The organism is Corynebacterium bouchesdurhonense (genome assembly GCF_900078305.2).
Lineage (GTDB): Bacteria > Actinomycetota > Actinomycetes > Mycobacteriales > Mycobacteriaceae > Corynebacterium > Corynebacterium bouchesdurhonense.
In genome coordinates this window covers 797,183-814,533 of sequence record NZ_LT546028.1, presented here as the reverse complement: position 1 = coordinate 814,533, position 17,351 = coordinate 797,183, and the positions used below count along the sequence as shown (strand labels likewise).

At 67.7% G+C, this 17,351-nt stretch carries 19 protein-coding genes and 1 tRNA gene; 9 read left to right on the top strand and 11 right to left on the bottom strand.

Annotation, left to right across the window (positions count from 1 at the left end; genetic code table 11):
- Positions 1-161 precede the first annotated feature (161 nt).
- Positions 162-1,340, top strand: a complete 1,179-nt coding sequence (locus BN4252_RS08565) for an IS1249 family transposase (RefSeq protein WP_066529075.1) — start codon at positions 162-164, stop codon at positions 1,338-1,340.
- 146 nt (positions 1,341-1,486) lie between these two features.
- On the opposite strand, the gene BN4252_RS08560 is transcribed toward BN4252_RS08565, so the two are convergent.
- Positions 1,487-1,568, bottom strand: a tRNA-Tyr gene (locus tag BN4252_RS08560).
- A gap of 77 nt (positions 1,569-1,645) precedes the next feature.
- Positions 1,646-2,662 (bottom strand): polyprenyl synthetase family protein, encoded by a 1,017-nt coding sequence (locus BN4252_RS08555; RefSeq protein ID WP_066529074.1) that lies wholly within the window; start codon positions 2,660-2,662, stop codon positions 1,646-1,648.
- A 124-nt stretch (positions 2,663-2,786) separates the two neighbouring features.
- Here BN4252_RS08555 and BN4252_RS08550 point away from each other — a divergent pair, with 124 nt between their 5' ends.
- Positions 2,787-4,037 (top strand): geranylgeranyl reductase family protein, encoded by a 1,251-nt coding sequence (locus tag BN4252_RS08550; protein ID WP_066529073.1) that lies wholly within the window; start codon positions 2,787-2,789, stop codon positions 4,035-4,037.
- 10 nt (positions 4,038-4,047) lie between these two features.
- Here BN4252_RS08550 and BN4252_RS08545 read toward each other — a convergent pair whose 3' ends face one another.
- Positions 4,048-4,737 (bottom strand): demethylmenaquinone methyltransferase, encoded by a 690-nt coding sequence (locus tag BN4252_RS08545; RefSeq protein ID WP_066529070.1) that lies wholly within the window; start codon positions 4,735-4,737, stop codon positions 4,048-4,050.
- A 93-nt stretch (positions 4,738-4,830) separates the two neighbouring features.
- On the opposite strand from BN4252_RS08545, the gene BN4252_RS08540 reads away from it, so the two are divergent.
- Genes BN4252_RS08540 through BN4252_RS08525 form a run of 4 tightly spaced genes read left to right on the top strand, consistent with a single transcriptional unit; the run spans position 4,831 to position 7,669 of the window.
- Positions 4,831-5,067, top strand: a complete 237-nt coding sequence (locus BN4252_RS08540; RefSeq protein WP_038609556.1) for a tudor domain-containing protein — start codon at positions 4,831-4,833, stop codon at positions 5,065-5,067.
- Positions 5,068-5,103: 36 nt separating this feature from the next.
- A complete protein-coding gene (locus BN4252_RS08535) occupies positions 5,104-6,027 on the top strand; it encodes a metal ABC transporter substrate-binding protein (protein ID WP_066529067.1) in 924 nt (307 codons plus the stop codon).
- The gene (locus tag BN4252_RS08530; protein WP_034997179.1) at positions 6,024-6,749 is read left to right on the top strand and encodes a metal ABC transporter ATP-binding protein; all 726 of its coding nucleotides are present in this window, start codon (positions 6,024-6,026) and stop codon (positions 6,747-6,749) included. The genes BN4252_RS08535 and BN4252_RS08530 overlap by 4 nt, the downstream gene beginning before the upstream one ends.
- On the top strand, positions 6,746-7,669 hold the full coding sequence (locus BN4252_RS08525) for a metal ABC transporter permease (protein ID WP_051952118.1): 924 nt from the start codon (positions 6,746-6,748) through the stop codon (positions 7,667-7,669). Before BN4252_RS08530 ends, BN4252_RS08525 begins: the two co-directional genes overlap by 4 nt.
- On the opposite strand, the gene BN4252_RS08520 is transcribed toward BN4252_RS08525, so the two are convergent.
- The 6 genes from BN4252_RS08520 to BN4252_RS08495 form a co-directional block, all read right to left on the bottom strand.
- Positions 7,570-8,247: a metal-dependent transcriptional regulator gene (locus tag BN4252_RS08520; protein WP_038609549.1), complete on the bottom strand. Its 678-nt coding sequence runs from the start codon at positions 8,245-8,247 to the stop codon at positions 7,570-7,572. The two genes, BN4252_RS08525 and BN4252_RS08520, sit on opposite strands and share 100 nt — an antisense overlap.
- 32 nt (positions 8,248-8,279) lie before the next feature.
- Entirely contained in the window at positions 8,280-9,503 is a 1,224-nt protein-coding gene (locus BN4252_RS08515; RefSeq protein ID WP_066529064.1) for a glycosyltransferase family 4 protein, read from the bottom strand.
- A gap of 107 nt (positions 9,504-9,610) precedes the next feature.
- Complete coding sequence (locus BN4252_RS08510; protein WP_066529062.1) at positions 9,611-10,003, bottom strand: DUF3592 domain-containing protein; 393 nt, start codon at positions 10,001-10,003, stop codon at positions 9,611-9,613.
- A complete protein-coding gene (gene menD / locus BN4252_RS08505; protein WP_066529400.1) occupies positions 10,000-11,619 on the bottom strand; it encodes a 2-succinyl-5-enolpyruvyl-6-hydroxy-3-cyclohexene-1-carboxylic-acid synthase in 1,620 nt (539 codons plus the stop codon). The genes BN4252_RS08510 and menD overlap by 4 nt, the downstream gene beginning before the upstream one ends.
- A 39-nt stretch (positions 11,620-11,658) precedes the next feature.
- Positions 11,659-12,207 (bottom strand): hypothetical protein, encoded by a 549-nt coding sequence (locus BN4252_RS08500; RefSeq protein WP_066529060.1) that lies wholly within the window; start codon positions 12,205-12,207, stop codon positions 11,659-11,661.
- Positions 12,200-13,201 carry an o-succinylbenzoate synthase gene (locus tag BN4252_RS08495; RefSeq protein ID WP_066529055.1) on the bottom strand — a complete coding sequence of 334 codons (1,002 nt, stop codon included), beginning with the start codon at positions 13,199-13,201 and terminating at the stop codon, positions 12,200-12,202. Before BN4252_RS08495 ends, BN4252_RS08500 begins: the two co-directional genes overlap by 8 nt.
- A gap of 25 nt (positions 13,202-13,226) precedes the next feature.
- Here BN4252_RS08495 and BN4252_RS08490 point away from each other — a divergent pair, with 25 nt between their 5' ends.
- From BN4252_RS08490 to BN4252_RS08480, 3 genes are all read left to right on the top strand, one after another.
- Positions 13,227-13,607 (top strand): YidH family protein, encoded by a 381-nt coding sequence (locus BN4252_RS08490; RefSeq protein ID WP_066529052.1) that lies wholly within the window; start codon positions 13,227-13,229, stop codon positions 13,605-13,607.
- A gap of 10 nt (positions 13,608-13,617) precedes the next feature.
- Positions 13,618-13,971: a DUF202 domain-containing protein gene (locus BN4252_RS08485; RefSeq protein WP_066529045.1), complete on the top strand. Its 354-nt coding sequence runs from the start codon at positions 13,618-13,620 to the stop codon at positions 13,969-13,971.
- Positions 13,972-14,187: 216 nt separating this feature from the next.
- Positions 14,188-15,207, top strand: coding sequence for a 1,4-dihydroxy-2-naphthoyl-CoA synthase (locus tag BN4252_RS08480; protein WP_230208615.1), 1,020 nt, complete (start codon positions 14,188-14,190; stop codon positions 15,205-15,207).
- Here BN4252_RS08480 and BN4252_RS08475 read toward each other — a convergent pair.
- Both BN4252_RS08475 and BN4252_RS08470 read right to left on the bottom strand, forming a co-directional pair.
- Positions 15,204-16,622, bottom strand: a complete 1,419-nt coding sequence (locus tag BN4252_RS08475; protein ID WP_096877791.1) for an ABC-2 family transporter permease — start codon at positions 16,620-16,622, stop codon at positions 15,204-15,206. The genes BN4252_RS08480 and BN4252_RS08475 overlap by 4 nt on opposite strands.
- Positions 16,619-17,320 carry an ATP-binding cassette domain-containing protein gene (locus BN4252_RS08470; RefSeq protein WP_066529038.1) on the bottom strand — a complete coding sequence of 234 codons (702 nt, stop codon included), beginning with the start codon at positions 17,318-17,320 and terminating at the stop codon, positions 16,619-16,621. Before BN4252_RS08470 ends, BN4252_RS08475 begins: the two co-directional genes overlap by 4 nt.
- Between the last annotated feature and the right edge of the window lie 31 nt (positions 17,321-17,351).

Below are 17,351 nucleotides of genomic sequence, written 5' to 3'. Positions count from 1 at the left end.
GGGTTAAGGGTCAGAATGTGTGTCCGGAATCGGTGATTTCCGGGACCTGACCTCGTTCTTCAGCGAAAGTATACGCTTCCAGGGCGTATACCGAGCTGGGGTCGGCGAAATCCTCGGTGTGGCAACCGGGATGTGGTATGCGCTTTTGGTGTTGTAGCCCAATGCCAAAGAACCGACCACGCTGCCACTGCGGCGCTGAAATGAAACGCAACGGCACCACATCTAAAGGCACAACCCGGTGGCGGTGTAAAGCCTGTGGCTTCTCCGCCTCCAAAAAACGCCCCGACGTCACCAACGCCGCCACGTTCGCCCAATTCATCACGCACTGCACCACCACGGAGACCCTCTCGGTCACCGCGAAACGACTCGGCGTGAGCCGCTCCACACTGAAACGGCGTTTCACCTGGTGTTGGCTCGTTGACGTGCCTGATCCCACCATCAGTCACACCGGGCGCGTCTACGACCAGATCTTCATTGACGGCACCTACACCGCAGGCGGGTGCCTTATCGTCGCCGCAACTATCGACCACGTCATTGCCTGGCACTGGTGCTACCGGGAAACCAGTCGCGACTACCAACACCTGCTCTCACGTATCCCCGCCCCCTTGATCGTTGTGCTCGACGGTGGGCAAGGCGCAGCAAGCGCGATCAAAACGTGTTGGCCAACTACCAAAGTGCAGCGTTGCTTAGTTCACGCTCAACGCGTTGTGCGCCGCCACACCACCTCGCGCCCGCGCACCGACGCAGGACAAACGATCTACCGGCTGGCGCTCAACCTCACCCAGATCACCACATTGGACCAGGCCGCCACCTGGGGTGGGCAGCTGCATGAATTCTCCACCATCTACCAAAAATGGATGAACGAGAAAACCAGAAGCAAAGACCCCGCAACCGGAATGTGGGTCACCACCTGGACCCACGCAAACGTGCGCAAGGCCTACAACAGCCTCAATCACCTGTGGCGAAACAACCTGCTGTTTGTCTACCTCGACCCACCCGAAGGCGTACTCGATCCCGCCCGAGTCAAAGCCACAACCAACAGTCTTGAAGGCGGGATCAACGCCCAAGTCAAAGCACTTGCCCACGCCCACCGCGGGCGCACCAACGAGCACCAACGCCGCATGCTCGACTGGTGGCTGTATCTGAAAACAGAACTGCCTGACGACCCCATCAAGATCGCCAGACAGTCCAACTGGGGAAAGGATCAACTCGCCAAAGTCCAGATCCTGACCCACGACGAGAACCGCGCCGACCACGAAACAGGACGACCAGCCCTCTACGACAACGCTATCGACACCAACTACAACCACTCAACAGGCATCCAAAAAGGCCAGATCTAACCCCAGCGACACGCCGACGCCAGACACACTTTTTGACCCTTAACCCCCCTTAACCCCCAAGCGCACGAAAAAACCCGCCGGCCCAAACACTGGGCCGGCGGGCTCGCGCCGTATTTCACGATTTTCCACACGATTTTCCAACTGTGTGCCAGGTAGAAGATTCGAACTTCTGAAGGCAATGCCGGCGGATTTACAGTCCGCTCCCTTTGGCCGCTCGGGCAACCTGGCGTGCGCCGTTTAGCGCGTGGATTACTTTACAACACCACCCGCGTGGGAGGGCAAATCGGCAGCGTAAGCGGCCCGTGCTAGCCCACGCGCTCGACGGTGAAGGTGGCCAGCTGGCGAAGCGCCGCGCTCGCGGGAACGTCGGGAAGCGCATCCAGCTCGCGCTCCGCATCGGCGAGGTAGCCGCGCACCGTGTCCAGGGCCCGCTCGCGGCCGCGCGTGCGCCCGATCAGCTCGATGGCGCGGGCGACCTCCGCGTCGGTTTCCAGCGGGCCGGTGAGCATCGAGCGTAGCTCCTGGCCGGCATCGGAGTCCTCCTCCAGCGCGTAGAGGACGGGAAGGGTGAACACGCCCTCCTTCAGGTCCGTGCCCGGGGTCTTGCCGGACTGGTCGGGCGCGGAGAAGATGTCGATGATGTCGTCTACGATCTGGAACACCACGCCGATCGCGGCACCCAAGCGGCGGCAGCTCTCCACCACGTCTTGTTCGGCGCCTGCGTGGAGCGCGCCGAGGTAGGCGGCGGATGCGATGAGCACGCCAGTCTTCTCCTCCACCACGCGCAGGTAGTGCTCCACCGGGTTGCCACCCTCGGCGCCGATGGTCTCGCGCATCTGGCCCGTCACCAACGTCTGGAACGTGTCCGCGAAGTGGGCCACGGTGACCGTGTCGATCTCGCTCATCAGCCGCGAGCTTTGGGCCAGGAGGATGTCGCCGGCGAGGATCGCCACCGAGTTGTCCCAGCGCGCGTTGGCTGAGGCCACCCCTCGGCGCCGGTCGGCCTCGTCCATCACATCGTCGTGGTACAGGGTGGCCAGGTGCACCATCTCGGTCAGTGTGGCCGCCTTGATTACGTCCTCCGCGTCCGGGCGCGGGCCGAAGCTGGCGCACAGCAGAGCGATGGTGGGCCGAAAGCGCTTGCCGCCGGCGAAGGCGAGGTGGTTGACCTTCTCAATGATGAAGTCCTCGCCCACGTTCAAACGCTCCGCCAGGAGCGCCTCCACCGCCTGGAGGCCCTCCGCCACCCGCGCGGTGAGCGCAGGATCCCCAAGCTCGAGGCTCGCTGCGCCTCGCACGGACGGTTGTGGGCCGTTGGTCATCGGTGAGGTCCTTGCACGTCGAAGTGTCGGTTGTGGGGCGCCGCACCCGCGGGCGCGCGCGTGTCTGGTCTAACCGTAGTCCACCTGCCACCGCGCGCACAGCTCGAGGGGTGCTGCTGGCACAATGTGGCGCGTGAGTGACTACGCGTTTGAGTGCCTTGTGGTGGGCGCGGGCCCAGCTGGCTCGGCCGCGGCGATCGCCGCCCGGAGGGCGGGGCTTGAGGTGCTGCTTATCGACGCATCCGGTAAACGCCGCGACAAAACCTGCGGCGACGGCCTCACCCCCCGCGCCGTGCACACGCTGCGCCGCCTCGGCCTCGAATCCGCCCTGCCCGGCTACCGCAACCGGGGCCTAAAGCTCCACGGCTTCGGCGGGGACGTCACCGCCGCCTGGCCCGACGGCCGCTACGGCACCGTGGGCTCCGCCAGCCCCCGCGTCGTCTTCGACAACGCCCTGGTGGAGGAGGCCGCCAAGGCCGGCGCCACGGTGTGGCAGGACTGCCCCGCCACGGGGGTGGACCTGCGAGACGGCCGCATACGCTCCGTGACCACCGCCCGCGGCGAGGTGGCGGTGAAGTGGGTGATCGTCGCCGACGGGGTGCGCTCCCCCTTCGGCAAACTGCTGGGCCGCACCTGGCACAAATCCGAGGTCTACGGCATCGCCGCACGCTCCTACTGCGCCTCGCCGCGCTCGGACGACCCGTGGATGCACTCCCATGTGGAGCTGCGCGACGGCGCGGAGGCCGCGAGGGCGATCCAGCCCGGCTACGGCTGGATCTTCCCGCTGGGCAACGGCACCGTGAACCTCGGCTGCGGCGCGCTGTCCACCGACGCCCGCCCGGCGCGCGTGAACACCAAGAAGCTACTGGTCCAGTACGCGGCGCAACAGCGCGAGGCGTGGGGGCTCGGCCCCGAGCAGGATGTGGCCTCGGCGCTGCTGCCCATGGGCGGGGCGGTGTCCAACGTGGCCGGGCCGAACTGGGCGCTGATCGGCGACGCCGCCGCCTGCGTCAACCCGCTGAACGGCGAGGGCATTGACTACGGGTTGGAGACGGCCGTGATGGCGGTCGATCTCATCGCCGGCGCGGGGAAGGCCGCGGATCTCACCCTGGCGTGGCCGCTCGCGCTGCGCGAGGCGCACGGGGAGGCGTTCTCGCTCGCCCGCACCGCCGCCCGCCTGCTCACCTACCCGCAGTTCCTCCCGCTCGCGGGGCCGATGGCCATGCGGGGGCTCGGCGGGCGCTACCTCATGCCGGCGGCGGCCCGGCTGATGGGCAACCTGGTGGCCGAGGAGGACAAGGACCTGGTGGCGCGCGCCTGGCGGGCGGCGGGCAGGGTGGCGCCGAGGGGCGGCGTCCTATGGGGCGTCGATTAGCAAACGCCCCCTAGGCGGGCTTTATAGCGCTGTGGATGGCCACGATGCCCCCGGAGAGGTTCTGCCAGCCCGCGTCGCGCCACCCGTTGCGGTTGATCGCGGCGGCGAGGCGCTCTTGGTCCGGCCAGGCGCGGATGGACTCCGCGAGGTACTCGTAGGCCTCCGGGTTGGAGGAGAAGATCTTTGCCACCGGGGGCAGCGCTAGCGGCAGGTACTCCTTGTACAGCGTGCGAAAACCCGGCACGACGGGGGTGGAAAACTCGTTGACGGCCAGGCGCCCGCCCGGCTTAGTCACGCGCGCCATCTCGCGCAGGCCGGCCTCGAAATCGTGCACGTTGCGCAGGCCGTAGGAGATGGTCACGGCGTCGAAGGCCTCGTCGGCGAACGGCAGGTGCATCGCGTCGCCGACCACCTTGGGCACGTTGCGGTCCTTGCCCGCGGCGAGCATGCCCTGGGAGAAATCGCAGGCCACCACGTGCGCGCCGGATTTGGCCAGCTCCACTGTGGACACGGCGGTACCGGCGGCGAGATCGAGCACGAGCTCGCCGGGCTTTAAGTCCAGGCGCTCGCGGGTGCGACGTCGCCAGTACTTGTCCAAGCCGAACGACAGCACGGTGTTGGTGATGTCGTAGTTTTTGCCCACGTCGTCGAACATACCGGCAACGTCGAAGGGCTTTTTGTCCAGATCCGCCTTGGCCATGGTGCGCAAGTCTACTTTGCCACCCACAAACGGAGGCCGTACGACAACACAACACTTGCAAGTTCGGCGTGCCGAACTTTATTATTCGCCGGTATGGGACTTGATGACTCCAACATGGGCGCATGGCTCGAAGCCATCGCATTGTTCGAGACCGCCCGCGAAGGCGACTACCTCGCGTCCGCGCGGCTCGTGCGCTCCAGCGCCAACCCGGAAGACGTCACGCTCAACCTGATGCGGCTGCTCGCCGTCTACCTGCACGACGAATCCCCGGAAAAGCTCGACCGATTCATTGCCACGTCCCACCGCGTCGGCCCGCCGCCGCTTCTCTAACCGCACGGAAAAGTACACAGAAAGAAAAAGACCAACATGCTGAAATCCAAGGTGCTCGCGCTCGCCGCCACGGCTGCGCTAACTGCCGGCCTGGCAGGCTGTTCGCAGGACAGCGCCGACGCCGCAGGCGGCAAAGACACCCCCGTGGTACTCACCACGTTCACGGTGATCCAGGACATCGCTTCGAACGTCGCCGGCGACCACCTGCGGGTGGAGTCCATCACCAAACCCGGCGCGGAAATCCACGGCTACGAGCCCACCCCGGGCGACATCTCGCGCGCCTCCGACGCCGACCTGATCCTGGACAACGGCATGAACCTGGAAAACTGGTTCTCCCAGTTCGTCGCCGACCTGGACGTGCCCCACGCCGTGGTCAGCGAAGGTGTCGACCCGATCGACATCGCGGAGGACGCCTACGCCGGCAAGCCCAACCCGCACGCCTGGATGAGTCCGGTGAACGTGCAGAAGTACGTGGACAACATCGTCGACGCGTTCAGCGAACTCGACCCGGAGCACGCCGATGATTTCAAGGCCAACGGCGAAACATACAAGCAGGAACTGCAGGCTGTGCAAGACGAGCTGGAGACCAAGCTCGCCGCTGTCCCCGACAAGCAGCGCGCCTTGGTCACCTGCGAAGGTGCGTTCTCCTATCTGGCTCGCGACGCGAAGTTGACCGAGCGCTACATCTGGCCGGTCAACGCTGAGCAGGAAGCCACCCCGCAGCAGATCGCCGGCGCGATCGAGTTTGTGAAGGAAAACAACGTCCCGTCTGTGTTCTGTGAATCCACGGTCTCTAACGCGCCGATGATGCAGGTCGTGAAGGCCACCGGCGCGGAGTACGGCGGCACCCTCTACGTCGATTCGCTTTCTGAGGAAAACGGTCCGGTGCCGACCTACCTGGATCTGATTCGCCACGACACGAAGGTGATCATCGACGGTTTGAACGGGGGCAAGCAGTGATCCCCGCAATCGCGGTTGACGATGTTGCGGTGCGCTACGGCGACGTCGTCGCGCTCGACGGCGCAACTTTGAGCGTCCAACCAGGCCGTATCTGTGGGCTGATCGGGATGAACGGCGCGGGCAAATCCACGCTACTCAAGGCGATCATGGGGTTGGTCAAGCCGGATCGCGGCACGGTTCGTATCAACGGCATCGACCCCATGCGCGCCCGCAAGACGCAGGTGCTGGGCTACGTCCCGCAGAGCGAGGACGTGGACTGGCAGTTCCCGGTCACAGTGCGTGATGTGGTCATGATGGGCCGCTACGGCCACATGGGCTTTACCCGCCACGCGCGTGCGGAGGACATTGCGGCTGTGGATCGCGCGCTTGAGCGCACCCACCTTGAGTCGTTCGCAGACCGCCAGATCGGTCAGCTTTCGGGTGGCCAGAAGAAGCGTGCCTTCATCGCCCGCGGTATCGCTCAGGGTGCGAGCATCATGCTTCTCGACGAACCCTTCGCCGGCGTGGACAAACATTCCGAGGCCACCATCACTGAGCTGCTGCGTGACCTCGCGGCAGAAGGCACCACTATTTTTGTGGTGACGCACGACCTGGTTGCCTTGCCCCAGCTCGCGCCGGAGACAGTGCTGTTGAACCGCCGGGTGTTGATGCACGCCCCGACTGAAGTGGTGTTAGAGCCGGACAATTTGGTACAGGGCTTCGGTATGGGGGTGTCAGCATGATTGCGCTGCTTACGGAGCCGTTTGGGTACGAGTTCATGATGCGTGCGCTTGCGACCTCGCTGGTGGCGTCGATTGTCTGCGCGCTGTTGTCGTGCTGGCTGGTGTTGGTTGGCTGGTCGCTGATGGGCGATGCGGTAAGCCACGCTGTCCTGCCCGGCGTGGTGCTGGCCTACATTCTGGGCGTGCCGTTTGCCGTCGGCGCGGTGGTGTTCGGGTTCCTTGCGGTGGCACTGATCGGGCTGGTGCGCGATACGTCCCGGGTGAAGGAGGATGCGGCCATTGGCATTGTGTTCACCACCATGTTCGCGCTGGGGCTCGTGCTCATTTCGGTAACCCCTTCGCACACGGATCTGAACCACATCATCTTCGGCAATCTGCTTGGTGTGTCCCGTGGGGACCTGCTGCAGGTGGCCATCCTGGGAGCGATCGTGTTGAGCGTGCTGGTGCTCAAGCGGCGCGACTTCACCCTCTACGCGTTCGATCCCACCCATGCACACGCGATTGGGTTGAATCCGCGCCTGCTCGGTGCGGCCCTGCTGGCACTGCTGGCGCTGACGTCAGTGGTGGCACTCCAGGCCGTTGGCGTGATCCTGGTGGTGGCGATGCTGATCATCCCGGGTGCGACCGCCTACCTGCTCACCAACAAATTCGGCACGATGCTGATCATCGCCCCGACCATGTCGGCGGCGTGTGCGATTGTGGGCCTGTACTGCTCCTACTACCTGGACACGGCCTCTGGCGGCATGATCGTGCTCGCCCAAGGTGTGGTGTTTGGTGTGGTGTACCTGTTCGGCCCGCATGGGGTGCTGCGGGGTCGTCGTTACGCATCCACGCGCACGAAGACGGAATCCGTGGCTTCCTCGCCGAGCGGCACCGCCTCCGCCGCGCCGGCAAGCCGGACCGCGACCGCGCCGGAGTAAGGGGCACCCTCTCCCACCTCGAGGGTTGCGCCGACGACGAGCCCGTGACTGTCGAAGAATTGCAGCAGTTTCGGGTCGTCGTCGGCAATGCGTTCAATCGTGGCCTTCTGCCCCGGCTGCACGCCGGTCAGTGGGACGGCCTCGGGGGCATCAACACGCCCGCTGGCTGAGGGGATGGGGTCACCGTGGGGGTCGCGGCTGGGGTAGTCCAAAAACGCGTCGATGCGGTCGACCATAAAGTCGCTCACCGAGTGTTCGAGGTTTTCGGCCTCGTCGTGCACCTGGTCCCAGGTGTAGCCCAACGCCTCCACCAAAAACGTTTCAATCAGGCGGTGGCGGCGGATCATCGCCACCGCGTACGTGCGGCCTGTGTCGGTCAGCTCGACGGCGCCGTAGGGCTTATGTTCCACCAGGCCCTGCTCGCCGAGCTTGCGCACCCCGTCGGAGACGGTGGATTTGCGCAGTCCAAGGTGCTTGGCCACTGACGACGGTGTCACCGGCGTATCTGACCACTCCGAAAGCGCCCAGATGCCTTTGAGGTAGTTCTGGGTACTGGTGGACAGGTCGCCGACGGACATGCTCGCCACTCTACTTGGCGGCGCGCTTGCGCTTACGCGGTGTCGTCGCGCCGCGCTTGCCTGCGGGGTTGGCCCAGGCGTGCCGGCGCCCAGCGCGGCAGGGCCACGTCGCGGCCGAACAGGTGCACCACGTTGCGCTCGTAGGCGTCCAGCACCTCGGAGTAGTAGCCCAGCAGCTGCTCGCACAGCGCGGCCCAGGTCTTGTCCGCCACGGACTCGCGGGCGTTGCGCTTCAGCTCGTCCAGGCGGGAGCCGTCGAGGATCCAGGCGGCGGCGTCGGGGAGCTCGTCCTCGAACGTGGGGACGCTAAGCAGCAGCCCGTTCTCGCCGTGGCGCACCAAGTCGATCGGGCCGCCGGCGCGGGGGCCGATGGTGGGCACGCCGGAGGCCTGCGCTTCCTGGATGGCCTGGCAGAACGTCTCGAACTCGCCGGTGTGCACGAACAAGTCAAGCGAGGCGTAGGCGCGGGCCAGCTGCTCACCGCTCAGCGCGCCGGTGAACACCGCGCCCGGCAGCGCCTCCTCGAGCATGGGGCGCTCCGGACCGTCGCCGACGATGACCAGCTGGATGCCGGGGTCACCGACGAGCGCGGCGAGGCGGTGCACGCTCTTCTCCGCGGCAAGGCGGCCAACGAAGCCGACCACCTTTTTCGTGCCGGACGGGTCCCACTGGCGGCGCAGCATCTCGGAGCGGCGCGACGGGTGGAACAGCTCCGCGTCCACCCCGCGCCCCCAGTGGTGGACGTTCTTCACGCCGTGCTCCTCCAGCTCGCGGATGGCCTCCGAGGATGGCGCGAGGGTGAGCTCGCACATGTTGTGTATGATGCGGGTCCAGTCCCAGGCAATAGACGCCACCATCGCCGCGTGGTACTTGGTGGCAAAACCGGCCACGTCCGTCTGGTAGAGCGCCACCGCGGGAATGCCCAGCTGGTTGGCGGCGAACGCGCCCGCACCGCCGAGGACGAACGGGCTGGCCAAGTGGATCACGTCCGGCCGGAACTCGGCGAGCGCGGCGGTGACGTTAGTGGTGGGCACGCCCACCGGCAGGGAATCAACCAGCGGGATGCGCACGGTGGGCACGCGGACGATCTCGAAACCGAGGTAGTCAGGCACCTCCTCCTGGAAATCGCGGGCGCCCGGCGCGACCACGATCGCCTCGTGCCCCTCGCGCTTGAGGTGCTCGAGCACGCGGAGGACGGAGTTGGTCACGCCGTTGATGTTGGGCAGAAAGGATTCAGCAACGATTCCCACACGCATACCCGGCCACATTTCCACACGCGCGGAAATTTCCGCTCAACCCGACGTGAAGTCCGCGTGAACTTTTCCTGGCCGCGTCGCTTACCCGCGGCGCTTACCCGCGCCGCTTACCCGCGGCGCGCGAACCCCAACCACGCCAGCGCCGCGACGAGGGTGCCGACAGCCGCCACCGACAACGCCGGCTTGAGCGCGAGTTGCCAGCCGCGCCCCTCCACCTTGACCAGGTCCGGGTTCTTCTTCGCGTACGTCACCCACACGTGCTGGCCCTCCCCCAGCCCGGTCGGGTACAGCAGGCCGGTGCGCGGCGAATGCACTTGTCCGTCCTCGTCTTGGTACTCCACCGCGGTGCGCAGCGGCCCCACGCTGGTCACGGTGGCGAGCCCCCGGCCGGGGTCGGCGGCGATGGCGGCGTCATTCATGGCGGGCCCGCCCACCATTGCCACCGCGCCCGCCATGAACGTGAGGGACAGCGCGAGGATGAGCTTGTCGCGGCGCGTCATCTGGCCAGCCGCTCCGCCAACGCCCGCCGGGTGGCGCGCGTGGGCACCGCCTCGACCACGGTAATGGGCTCGGGCTCCGCCTCGAGGGCCACCAGCACCTGGTTCAGCTCGGCCAGGGTGCCCGCCTTGCGGTAGTGCGCCCCGTACGCGAGCGCAAGCTTTTCGACGTCACTTCCATGCGCCACCCCGAACGCCCGCTCAAACTGGCCCCGCAGCGCCTCCCCGCCCGGCTCCAGACCCTCGAAGATCCCGCCGCCGTCATCGTTGGCCACCACGATGGTGAGGTTGCCCGGCCGCGGCTCGTCCGGGCCGATAAGCAGGCCGTTAACGTCGTGGAGGAAGGTCAGATCCCCCATCAGCGCCACGGTGCGCGGGGCCCGCACCTCGTCCGGGCGCAGCGCCTGGGTGGCCAGGGCCACGCCCACCGCCTGCGACACGGTCCCGTCGATGCCGGCTGCCCCGCGCGCGGCGTACGTGTCCACGCCGTCGAACGGCATGCCCACCAAGCTCGCGTCGCGCACCGGGTTGGAGGACCCGAGCACCAGCGTGTCACCCACGGCGAGGGTGTCACACACCGCGGCCGCGACGTGGAGACCAGTGAAGCCGAAGGCCGCATCCTCCAGCGCGGCACGGACGGTCTCCGCGCCCACCTCGCCCGCGGCCTCGCAGATTTTCAACCACGTGTCGCTCGGCTGGCCGGTGGCGTTGACCCTCGTGCCGCGGCGGTCCGGGTGGCCGGTGAAGGTGTCGGTGCGAGACAGCCCGATGACCTCGATGTCCGGGTCGGCCAAGAGCGCCATCACGTCGCGGTGCAGGGTGGGGTGCCCAACCACCACCACCTGCGCCGGCTTGGTGGAGGCCGCGAAATCCCCGCCGTCGTGCGAGATGGCCACCTCGGATTGGGCGAAGAATCGCGCCGCCAGCGGGTGCACCTGGTGAAACGGGGTTGGCGCGGTCGGCTCGGCGATCGTCGGCACGTGCTCGAGCCCCGGCACCTCCCAGGCCTCGTCGCCGGCGATGACCAGCGTGTCCCGGTCCAGGTCAATGTCCACCACGCCGTGGTCCGTAGAGAAGGGCGCATCCGCCCCCAGCCTCCCCGGCCCAACCCGGCGCGCCTCGCCGCGCGCCTCCGGGAGCCGCTCGGGCACCAGTGGGGTGTCCAGCGCGACGTTGATGTGCACCTGGCCGTCCGCGAACGAAACGGCCGCGGCCTCCGCCACCGACGTCACCTGCTGCGTGCGAGCGTAGCGGCCGAAAATGCCTTGCTGCCAAATTGTCTGGGACGCGCCCGTGCCCACCATGCGCTCGGGGCGGTCGGCGCTCACCACGGCCAGCGGGGTGTGGGACATGTGCGCCTCGATCAACGCCGGGTACGCGTTGGCCACCGCGGTACCCGACGTCATCACCACTGCCACGTGGCGACGCTGCACCCGCGCCATGCCCAAAGCGGTGAACGCCGCCGAGCGTTCGTCGATACGCATGTGCACCCGGATGTCGCGCCGCGCCAACAGCGCGTACGCGAGCGGCGAATTGCGCGACCCTGGGCTCATCACCACGTCCGTCACGCTGCCCGCGAGCGTTTCCACAACCTGCTGCGCCACCTGCAAAGATTCCACGCCGATCACCCTACTTCCCTCGCCGCGTGCCACCCAGCCCTACTGGCCCTGGATTACGGACTCCGCGCCGTCGCGCAGCTCGTCGAAGATGTCCCGCAGCTCCGGCGGCACCTCGATCGCGGGTAGCCCCGGCGCGGCCGGCTCGCCCGGCACGGCCGGGTTCTGGGGAGCCGGCTCCTGCGGCGCGGTCACGCTCGTGGCGCTCTCCCCGTCGCGGCCGAACAACGAGGGCCGCTTCGTGGTGGTTTCCGTGGTGGTCACCGTCTGGGTCTGCGTGACCGTAACCGGAGGCTTGTCCGCCTCGGCCGTCGCGCCGCGCCAGAGGAAGAACAAAACGGTGGCCGCCACCGCCGCGATAGCGAAGAGCACGCCGACGACGATCGCGGGCACGTTGTCGCGCTTTTCCGGTGCGGGCTGGGAGTATTGCTCGGCGTACTGGGGCGCGTACTGGGGTGCGTACTGGGGCGCGGGTTCGTAGTACGGCTCTTGGTACTCCGGCTGCCCATAGCTCGTCTCCGGGATGTACTGCTTCGGCCGCGGGCGGGGCTCCTCGCCCGCTCCACCGAACTGCCGCGTCTGGTTATCCATGGCCAAAGGATAGACCGCGCTCCAGGTACGGCAGGCACTCGCGCACGCGCGCGAACCACCAGTCGCGGCGCTCGGGCGGCGCCACGAGGCCGCGCAGCCGGTCCGGGTCGGGGATGGAGGGGGCGGTGGTGAAGGTGCCGTCGATAAGCTTCCGCTCCTCGGCCACGTCCTCCGCAAACAGCCGCTGGGTGGCCAGCCCCGCCGCGCGCGAGGAGGCGAGCTTCGCCGCCACCAAGCCCGCGTTGATGCCCACCGCGGTGTCCAGCGCGCTCGCCACCGTCAGCTCGAGTCCCAGCTCGCGCCCGATGCGCAGCGTGTTGCGTACCCCGCCAAGTGGAGCTTGCTTGACGACGCCCACATCAGCCGCCCCCACCTCAACCACCCGCAGCGGATCCGAGGCGCGGCGGATGGACTCGTCCGCGGCGATCGGAGTGCGCACGCGGGAGCGCACCTCGGCGAGCTCCTCCACCGTGCGGCACGGCTGCTCGATGTACTCCAGCTCCCCCGTTTCGGTCAGGGCACGCTCCGCCTCGACGGCCTCCTCCACGCTCCACCCGCGGTTCGCGTCGACGCGGATGCGCGCGCCGGGGCGCAGGGCCCGGACGCGGTTGACGCGGGCGGTGTCCTGCGCAAGCGACTGCCCCCGCTCGGCCACCTTGACCTTGAACGTGCTCACACCCGGGTAGCGCTCGAGGATCTCCTCCACCTCGCCGGGCGCAACGGCGGGGACGGTGCCGTTGACCTCCACGGCACCCTCGGCCTCGGGCAGGCCCTCGAAGGCGGCCTCCAGGCCGGCGCGCAGCCACGCCGCGGACTCGGCCGCTCCGTACTCGAGGAAAGGGGAGAACTCGCCCCAGCCGCGGGGGCCGTCGATAAGCAGCGCCTCGCGCGTGGTGATGCCACGGAAGCGCACCGCCATGGGCAACGCCACCACGTGCGCGCGCTCGAGGATCTCCTCGGCGGTGGGGAGCGGGCGTGGGGCGGGCGGGGTCATGGCGGCCAGCGTAGCGTGGCGGAGTATGAGCACGAACGGAGGCGACGAGCGCTCCCGGCTGGCCCGGCGGCTGTTTCCCGGCGGCAAGGAGCCGGATCCGCGGTTCACGCTCGCCAACGAGCGCACGTACCTCGCATGGACCCGCACGGCGCTCGCATTTTTGGCGGGCGGGATCGCGCTCGGGGCCTTCGACATCGACGGCATCCACCCCTCCTACCAAAAGGCCGTAGCGCTGCTGGTGATCACCGCGGGGCTGTTCATCGCCGGGGGGGCGGCGGTGCGGTGGGTGCACGTTGAGCGGGCGCTTCGCGACGGCAAGCCGCTACCCGTGCCGGCAATCATCCCGGTGCTTTCCCTGATCGTCTTCGCGGCGCTGGCCGTGACCGCCGTGATGATCTCCGTGTAAGGCGGGCCGCGTGCACACCCCCGACCTGATCCGCCCCGAGCCGCTCCCCGAGCCGCACGGCGACGCCGGCCTGCAACCGGAGCGCACCACCATGTCCTGGACGCGCACTACGATCTCGATGCTGGTCGCCGCGTCCATCACGATGCGGTGGGCCGGCGTGTACGGCCGCGGGGTGTTCGCGCTGATGGCCGTGCTGCTGCTCGCGGCGGTGTACGTGGTGGCGTCCTCGCGTTCGGATTACGCCCGCACCGTGGAGGGGCTGCGCGAGGAATCCGTCTCGCCGAACGCGGCCCGGGTGCTGGTGCTCACGGGTGCCGTGACGGCGATGGGGCTGGGCGCGGCGCTGCTGGTGGCGCTGCGCTGAGCGCTGCTGGTGGCGCTGCGCTGAGCAAGCCTGGATGTTTCCTGTGAGCGGCGGAGGAGGGTGTGTTGCTTTTTGCGGAACCCGGCACAATGTTGCAATCCGGAATCTATGTGCCGGATTGCAGGTATCTGCCTGGATCGCCGGCGCGAAACGCACCCCCCTCCTTCGTTCACAGGAAGCGCCGGGCGGCGCGGGGCGCCACGTACGATCGGCTTCATGAGCGACACCCCCGAGCAACCGCACCAGCACGGCCAGCAGCACGGTCACCAACGCGGCCAGCAGCACGGCCACCAGCACGGCCACCCGCGCCCGCAGTACTCCACCGAGCAGCCCTTCGACCCGTCCCAGTGGCGCGAGGTGGAAGGATTCGACTTCACGGACATCACGTACCACCGCCACGTCGGCACCGAGCGCAAGGACGGGATCGTGCGCATCGCCTTCGACCGCCCCGAGGTGCGCAACGCCTTCCGTCCGCACACCGTGGACGAGCTGTATAGGGCGCTGGATGACGCGAGAAGGGATGCGTCGATAGGCACAGTGCTCCTAACTGGCAACGGACCGAGCCCGAAGGACGGCGGCTGGGCGTTTTGCTCGGGCGGGGACCAGCGGATTCGGGGCCGATCGGGGTACCAGTACAGCGGCGACGACAACGAAGTCGATGCCGCGCGCACCAAGGCGGAGGGCGGGCGCCTGCACATCCTCGAGGTGCAGCGGCTCATCCGCACGATGCCCAAGGTGGTCATCGCGGTGGTCAACGGGTGGGCGGCCGGCGGCGGGCACTCGCTGCACGTTGTGTGCGACCTGACCATCGCGTCGCGCCAAGAGGCTCGCTTCAAGCAGACCGACGCGGACGTGGGCTCCTTCGACGCAGGCTACGGCTCCGCGTACCTGGCCAAGATGGTGGGCCAGAAGTTCGCGCGCGAAATCTTCTTCCTCGGCCGCACCTACACCGCCGAGGAAATGCAGCGCATGGGCGCGGTGAACATCGTGGCGGACCACGGGGAACTGGAGCAGACCGCGATCGAGGCGGCGCGCGAGATCAACGGCAAGTCCCCCACCGCGCAGCGCATGCTCAAGTTCGCCTTCAACCTCACCGACGACGGCCTGATGGGCCAGCAGGTCTTCGCCGGCGAGGCGACCCGCCTGGCGTACATGACCGACGAGGCCGTGGAGGGCCGCGACTCCTTCCTGGAGAAGCGCGCGCCGAACTGGGAGCAGTTCCCCTACTACTACTAGACGCGGCGGGCAGGGCGCATCCCCTTCAGTGCCCGGAGTAGCGCGGCTGAAACCAGGGCGAGCAGGACTACCCCAAGTCCGCAAGCGACCCAAACCCGCGCGCCGGTAGCGGTGACCGGCCAGGCCGGCACGGCAACGATCCACAGCGCGGACTCCGCCAGCACGTCGCCGCCGATCGTGGCGGAGACGATAGTGACTACAACGGTCGCGGCCAGCGCCCACATCACGCCGAAGCGCACGGTCACTGCCAGCGAGGCGAGCGTGAGAACAGCGCCCGCAAGCAACGAGATAAAGGCGAAACGGGCATCGCCTACAAGCACACCGGCGAACATGCACACCAGCACAACGATGCAGATAAACCACGCCGCAAGCGCGGTTCTCACCTGCGAGTGTTCAATCTGCATGAGCGCCCACGCCGGGCGAATGCGCGGCCACACGAGCGTTGGCAGCACCCCCGCGCCGACCGGCAGGATCGCATAGGCGAACAGCGCCCCGCGCACATCGGCCGGGTAGCGGGCGCCAAACACCAGCACGAGGGCTGTGAGCACGAGCACCACGCTTAACGACGGCGTCCGCCCCGCCCTCGCGACCCCTTGCAACGCAGACACGAAACCGGTGCGCTCGGGCCGCTGCGTGGCCGGCCCCACGGCGACGGGAGCGCCCACCGCGTGGATAATCCGGTGGGCGAGCAGGGGCCGGGCGCGGCGCGGGGTAAGCGCAGCGGCGACGAACCCGACTACGGCTAACACCAGGGTGAGCGCGAGCGCGGGCAGAGGCGACTCGTCAGCCATAGGCGAGGTGCCTTCCAGCGGCAGGAGGTTAAAGTGCAACCCCATCGCGGGCAGGGTGAGGCGCGCAGGCCAGGCTCCCGGGTTGGCCCACCACCAGCTGCGTTCGGTGAAATAGCCGAGCTCGATGGTAAAGCCGAAAGCCGCGACCAGCGTGGGCAGCAACCCGATGCGCCGGGTGGCAGCGGCAGCCAATCCAGCCGGGCCGAGCATGCCAAGCCACACGAACACAGCAACGACCGCGATGGTTCCCGCACTGCCCAGGCCAAGCGCTAGCACCGCCGCGAACGGCACGGCGAAGTCGAGGGCGACAAAGACTGCCAGGGCCAGCCACACTACCGCGATACGCGCAGCACGGGTGCCTATGGGAGCAACCGGCCGCCAGAGCGTGCCCCCGGCGCGCGCGTCGCGCTCACGGTCTTCAGCAAGACCCGCGAACAGCGCCGCCGCCGGCGCAGCCATGCCGGTAACGAGCAACCCCTGGGGGTACAGCAGGTCTCTGGCGGCGTTTACCTCGCCGACAAGCGAAAACGCGGTCAGCAGCAGGCCGAGGAATAGACCCGCTCCGGCGAGCCACCACAGCATCGAGCCTTTGGCACGGATCCATTCTGCGCGTAGCAGACTCATCGTCCGCCTCCCGCGGTGAGGCGGAAGAAAGACTCCTCCAGGTTTGGGCCCAATTCCACGAGTTCGCCGGTGAAGCGGACGCTGCCGCCGGCAATGACGGTGGCGTCGTCGGCCATATGCAGCACCTCGCCGAGCTGGTGGGAGCTGACTAAGACAGTGCGCCCCGCGCTGGCGTAATCCCTGAGGTAAGCGCGCAGGTGGGCGATACCCTCCGGGTCGAGGCCGTTTTGCGGCTCGTCCAGGATGAGCACCTCTGGCTCACCCAGCAACGCCTGCGCCAACGCAAGCCTGCCTTTCATGCCGGTGGAGAAGGTCCCTGCCTTTTTCTTGCCGGCCGCCTGCAGGCCAACAAGCTCAAGCACCCGGTCTGCCTCCGAGTCAGGCAATCCGAGCAACGTAGTGTGCACGCGTAGGTTGTTGCGGGCGCTTAGGTGGCTGTAGACGGCCGGGTCGTTGACCGAGGCGCCCACGTGCCGCAGCGCATCGCGGGTGAGCGGCTTGCCCATCAGCGTCACCTCGCCCGCGTCCGGTTCAAGCAGGCCCAGAAGGACCGACATCAGCGTCGATTTGCCGGCCCCGTTGGGGCCCAGCAGCGCATGGACGCGGCCGGGTGTGGTGGTCAGTGAGATGTCGCGCAGCACGTGGTGGTCGCCGAAGGAGACGTCCACGCCGCGGCAAGCGAGTTGAGTGTCAGTCATGGCTTTATCGTCCGCGGCGGGCGGGCTCGCC

Excerpts from the sequence above, each read along its gene's own strand:
- BN4252_RS08565 (WP_066529075.1), top strand. The coding sequence starts at position 162 with ATGCCAAAGAACCGACCACGCTGCCACTGCGGCGCTGAAATGAAACGC.
- BN4252_RS08555 (WP_066529074.1), bottom strand. The coding sequence starts at position 2,662 with ATGACCAACGGCCCACAACCGTCCGTGCGAGGCGCAGCGAGCCTCGAG.
- BN4252_RS08550 (WP_066529073.1), top strand. The coding sequence starts at position 2,787 with ATGTGGCGCGTGAGTGACTACGCGTTTGAGTGCCTTGTGGTGGGCGCG.
- BN4252_RS08545 (WP_066529070.1), bottom strand. The coding sequence starts at position 4,737 with ATGGCCAAGGCGGATCTGGACAAAAAGCCCTTCGACGTTGCCGGTATG.
- BN4252_RS08540 (WP_038609556.1), top strand. The coding sequence starts at position 4,831 with ATGGGACTTGATGACTCCAACATGGGCGCATGGCTCGAAGCCATCGCA.
- BN4252_RS08535 (WP_066529067.1), top strand. The coding sequence starts at position 5,104 with ATGCTGAAATCCAAGGTGCTCGCGCTCGCCGCCACGGCTGCGCTAACT.
- BN4252_RS08525 (WP_051952118.1), top strand. The coding sequence starts at position 6,746 with ATGATTGCGCTGCTTACGGAGCCGTTTGGGTACGAGTTCATGATGCGT.
- BN4252_RS08520 (WP_038609549.1), bottom strand. The coding sequence starts at position 8,247 with ATGTCCGTCGGCGACCTGTCCACCAGTACCCAGAACTACCTCAAAGGC.
- BN4252_RS08515 (WP_066529064.1), bottom strand. The coding sequence starts at position 9,503 with ATGCGTGTGGGAATCGTTGCTGAATCCTTTCTGCCCAACATCAACGGC.
- BN4252_RS08510 (WP_066529062.1), bottom strand. The coding sequence starts at position 10,003 with ATGACGCGCCGCGACAAGCTCATCCTCGCGCTGTCCCTCACGTTCATG.
- BN4252_RS08500 (WP_066529060.1), bottom strand. The coding sequence starts at position 12,207 with ATGGATAACCAGACGCGGCAGTTCGGTGGAGCGGGCGAGGAGCCCCGC.
- BN4252_RS08495 (WP_066529055.1), bottom strand. The coding sequence starts at position 13,201 with ATGACCCCGCCCGCCCCACGCCCGCTCCCCACCGCCGAGGAGATCCTC.
- BN4252_RS08490 (WP_066529052.1), top strand. The coding sequence starts at position 13,227 with ATGAGCACGAACGGAGGCGACGAGCGCTCCCGGCTGGCCCGGCGGCTG.
- BN4252_RS08480 (WP_230208615.1), top strand. The coding sequence starts at position 14,188 with ATGAGCGACACCCCCGAGCAACCGCACCAGCACGGCCAGCAGCACGGT.
- BN4252_RS08475 (WP_096877791.1), bottom strand. The coding sequence starts at position 16,622 with ATGAGTCTGCTACGCGCAGAATGGATCCGTGCCAAAGGCTCGATGCTG.
- BN4252_RS08470 (WP_066529038.1), bottom strand. The coding sequence starts at position 17,320 with ATGACTGACACTCAACTCGCTTGCCGCGGCGTGGACGTCTCCTTCGGC.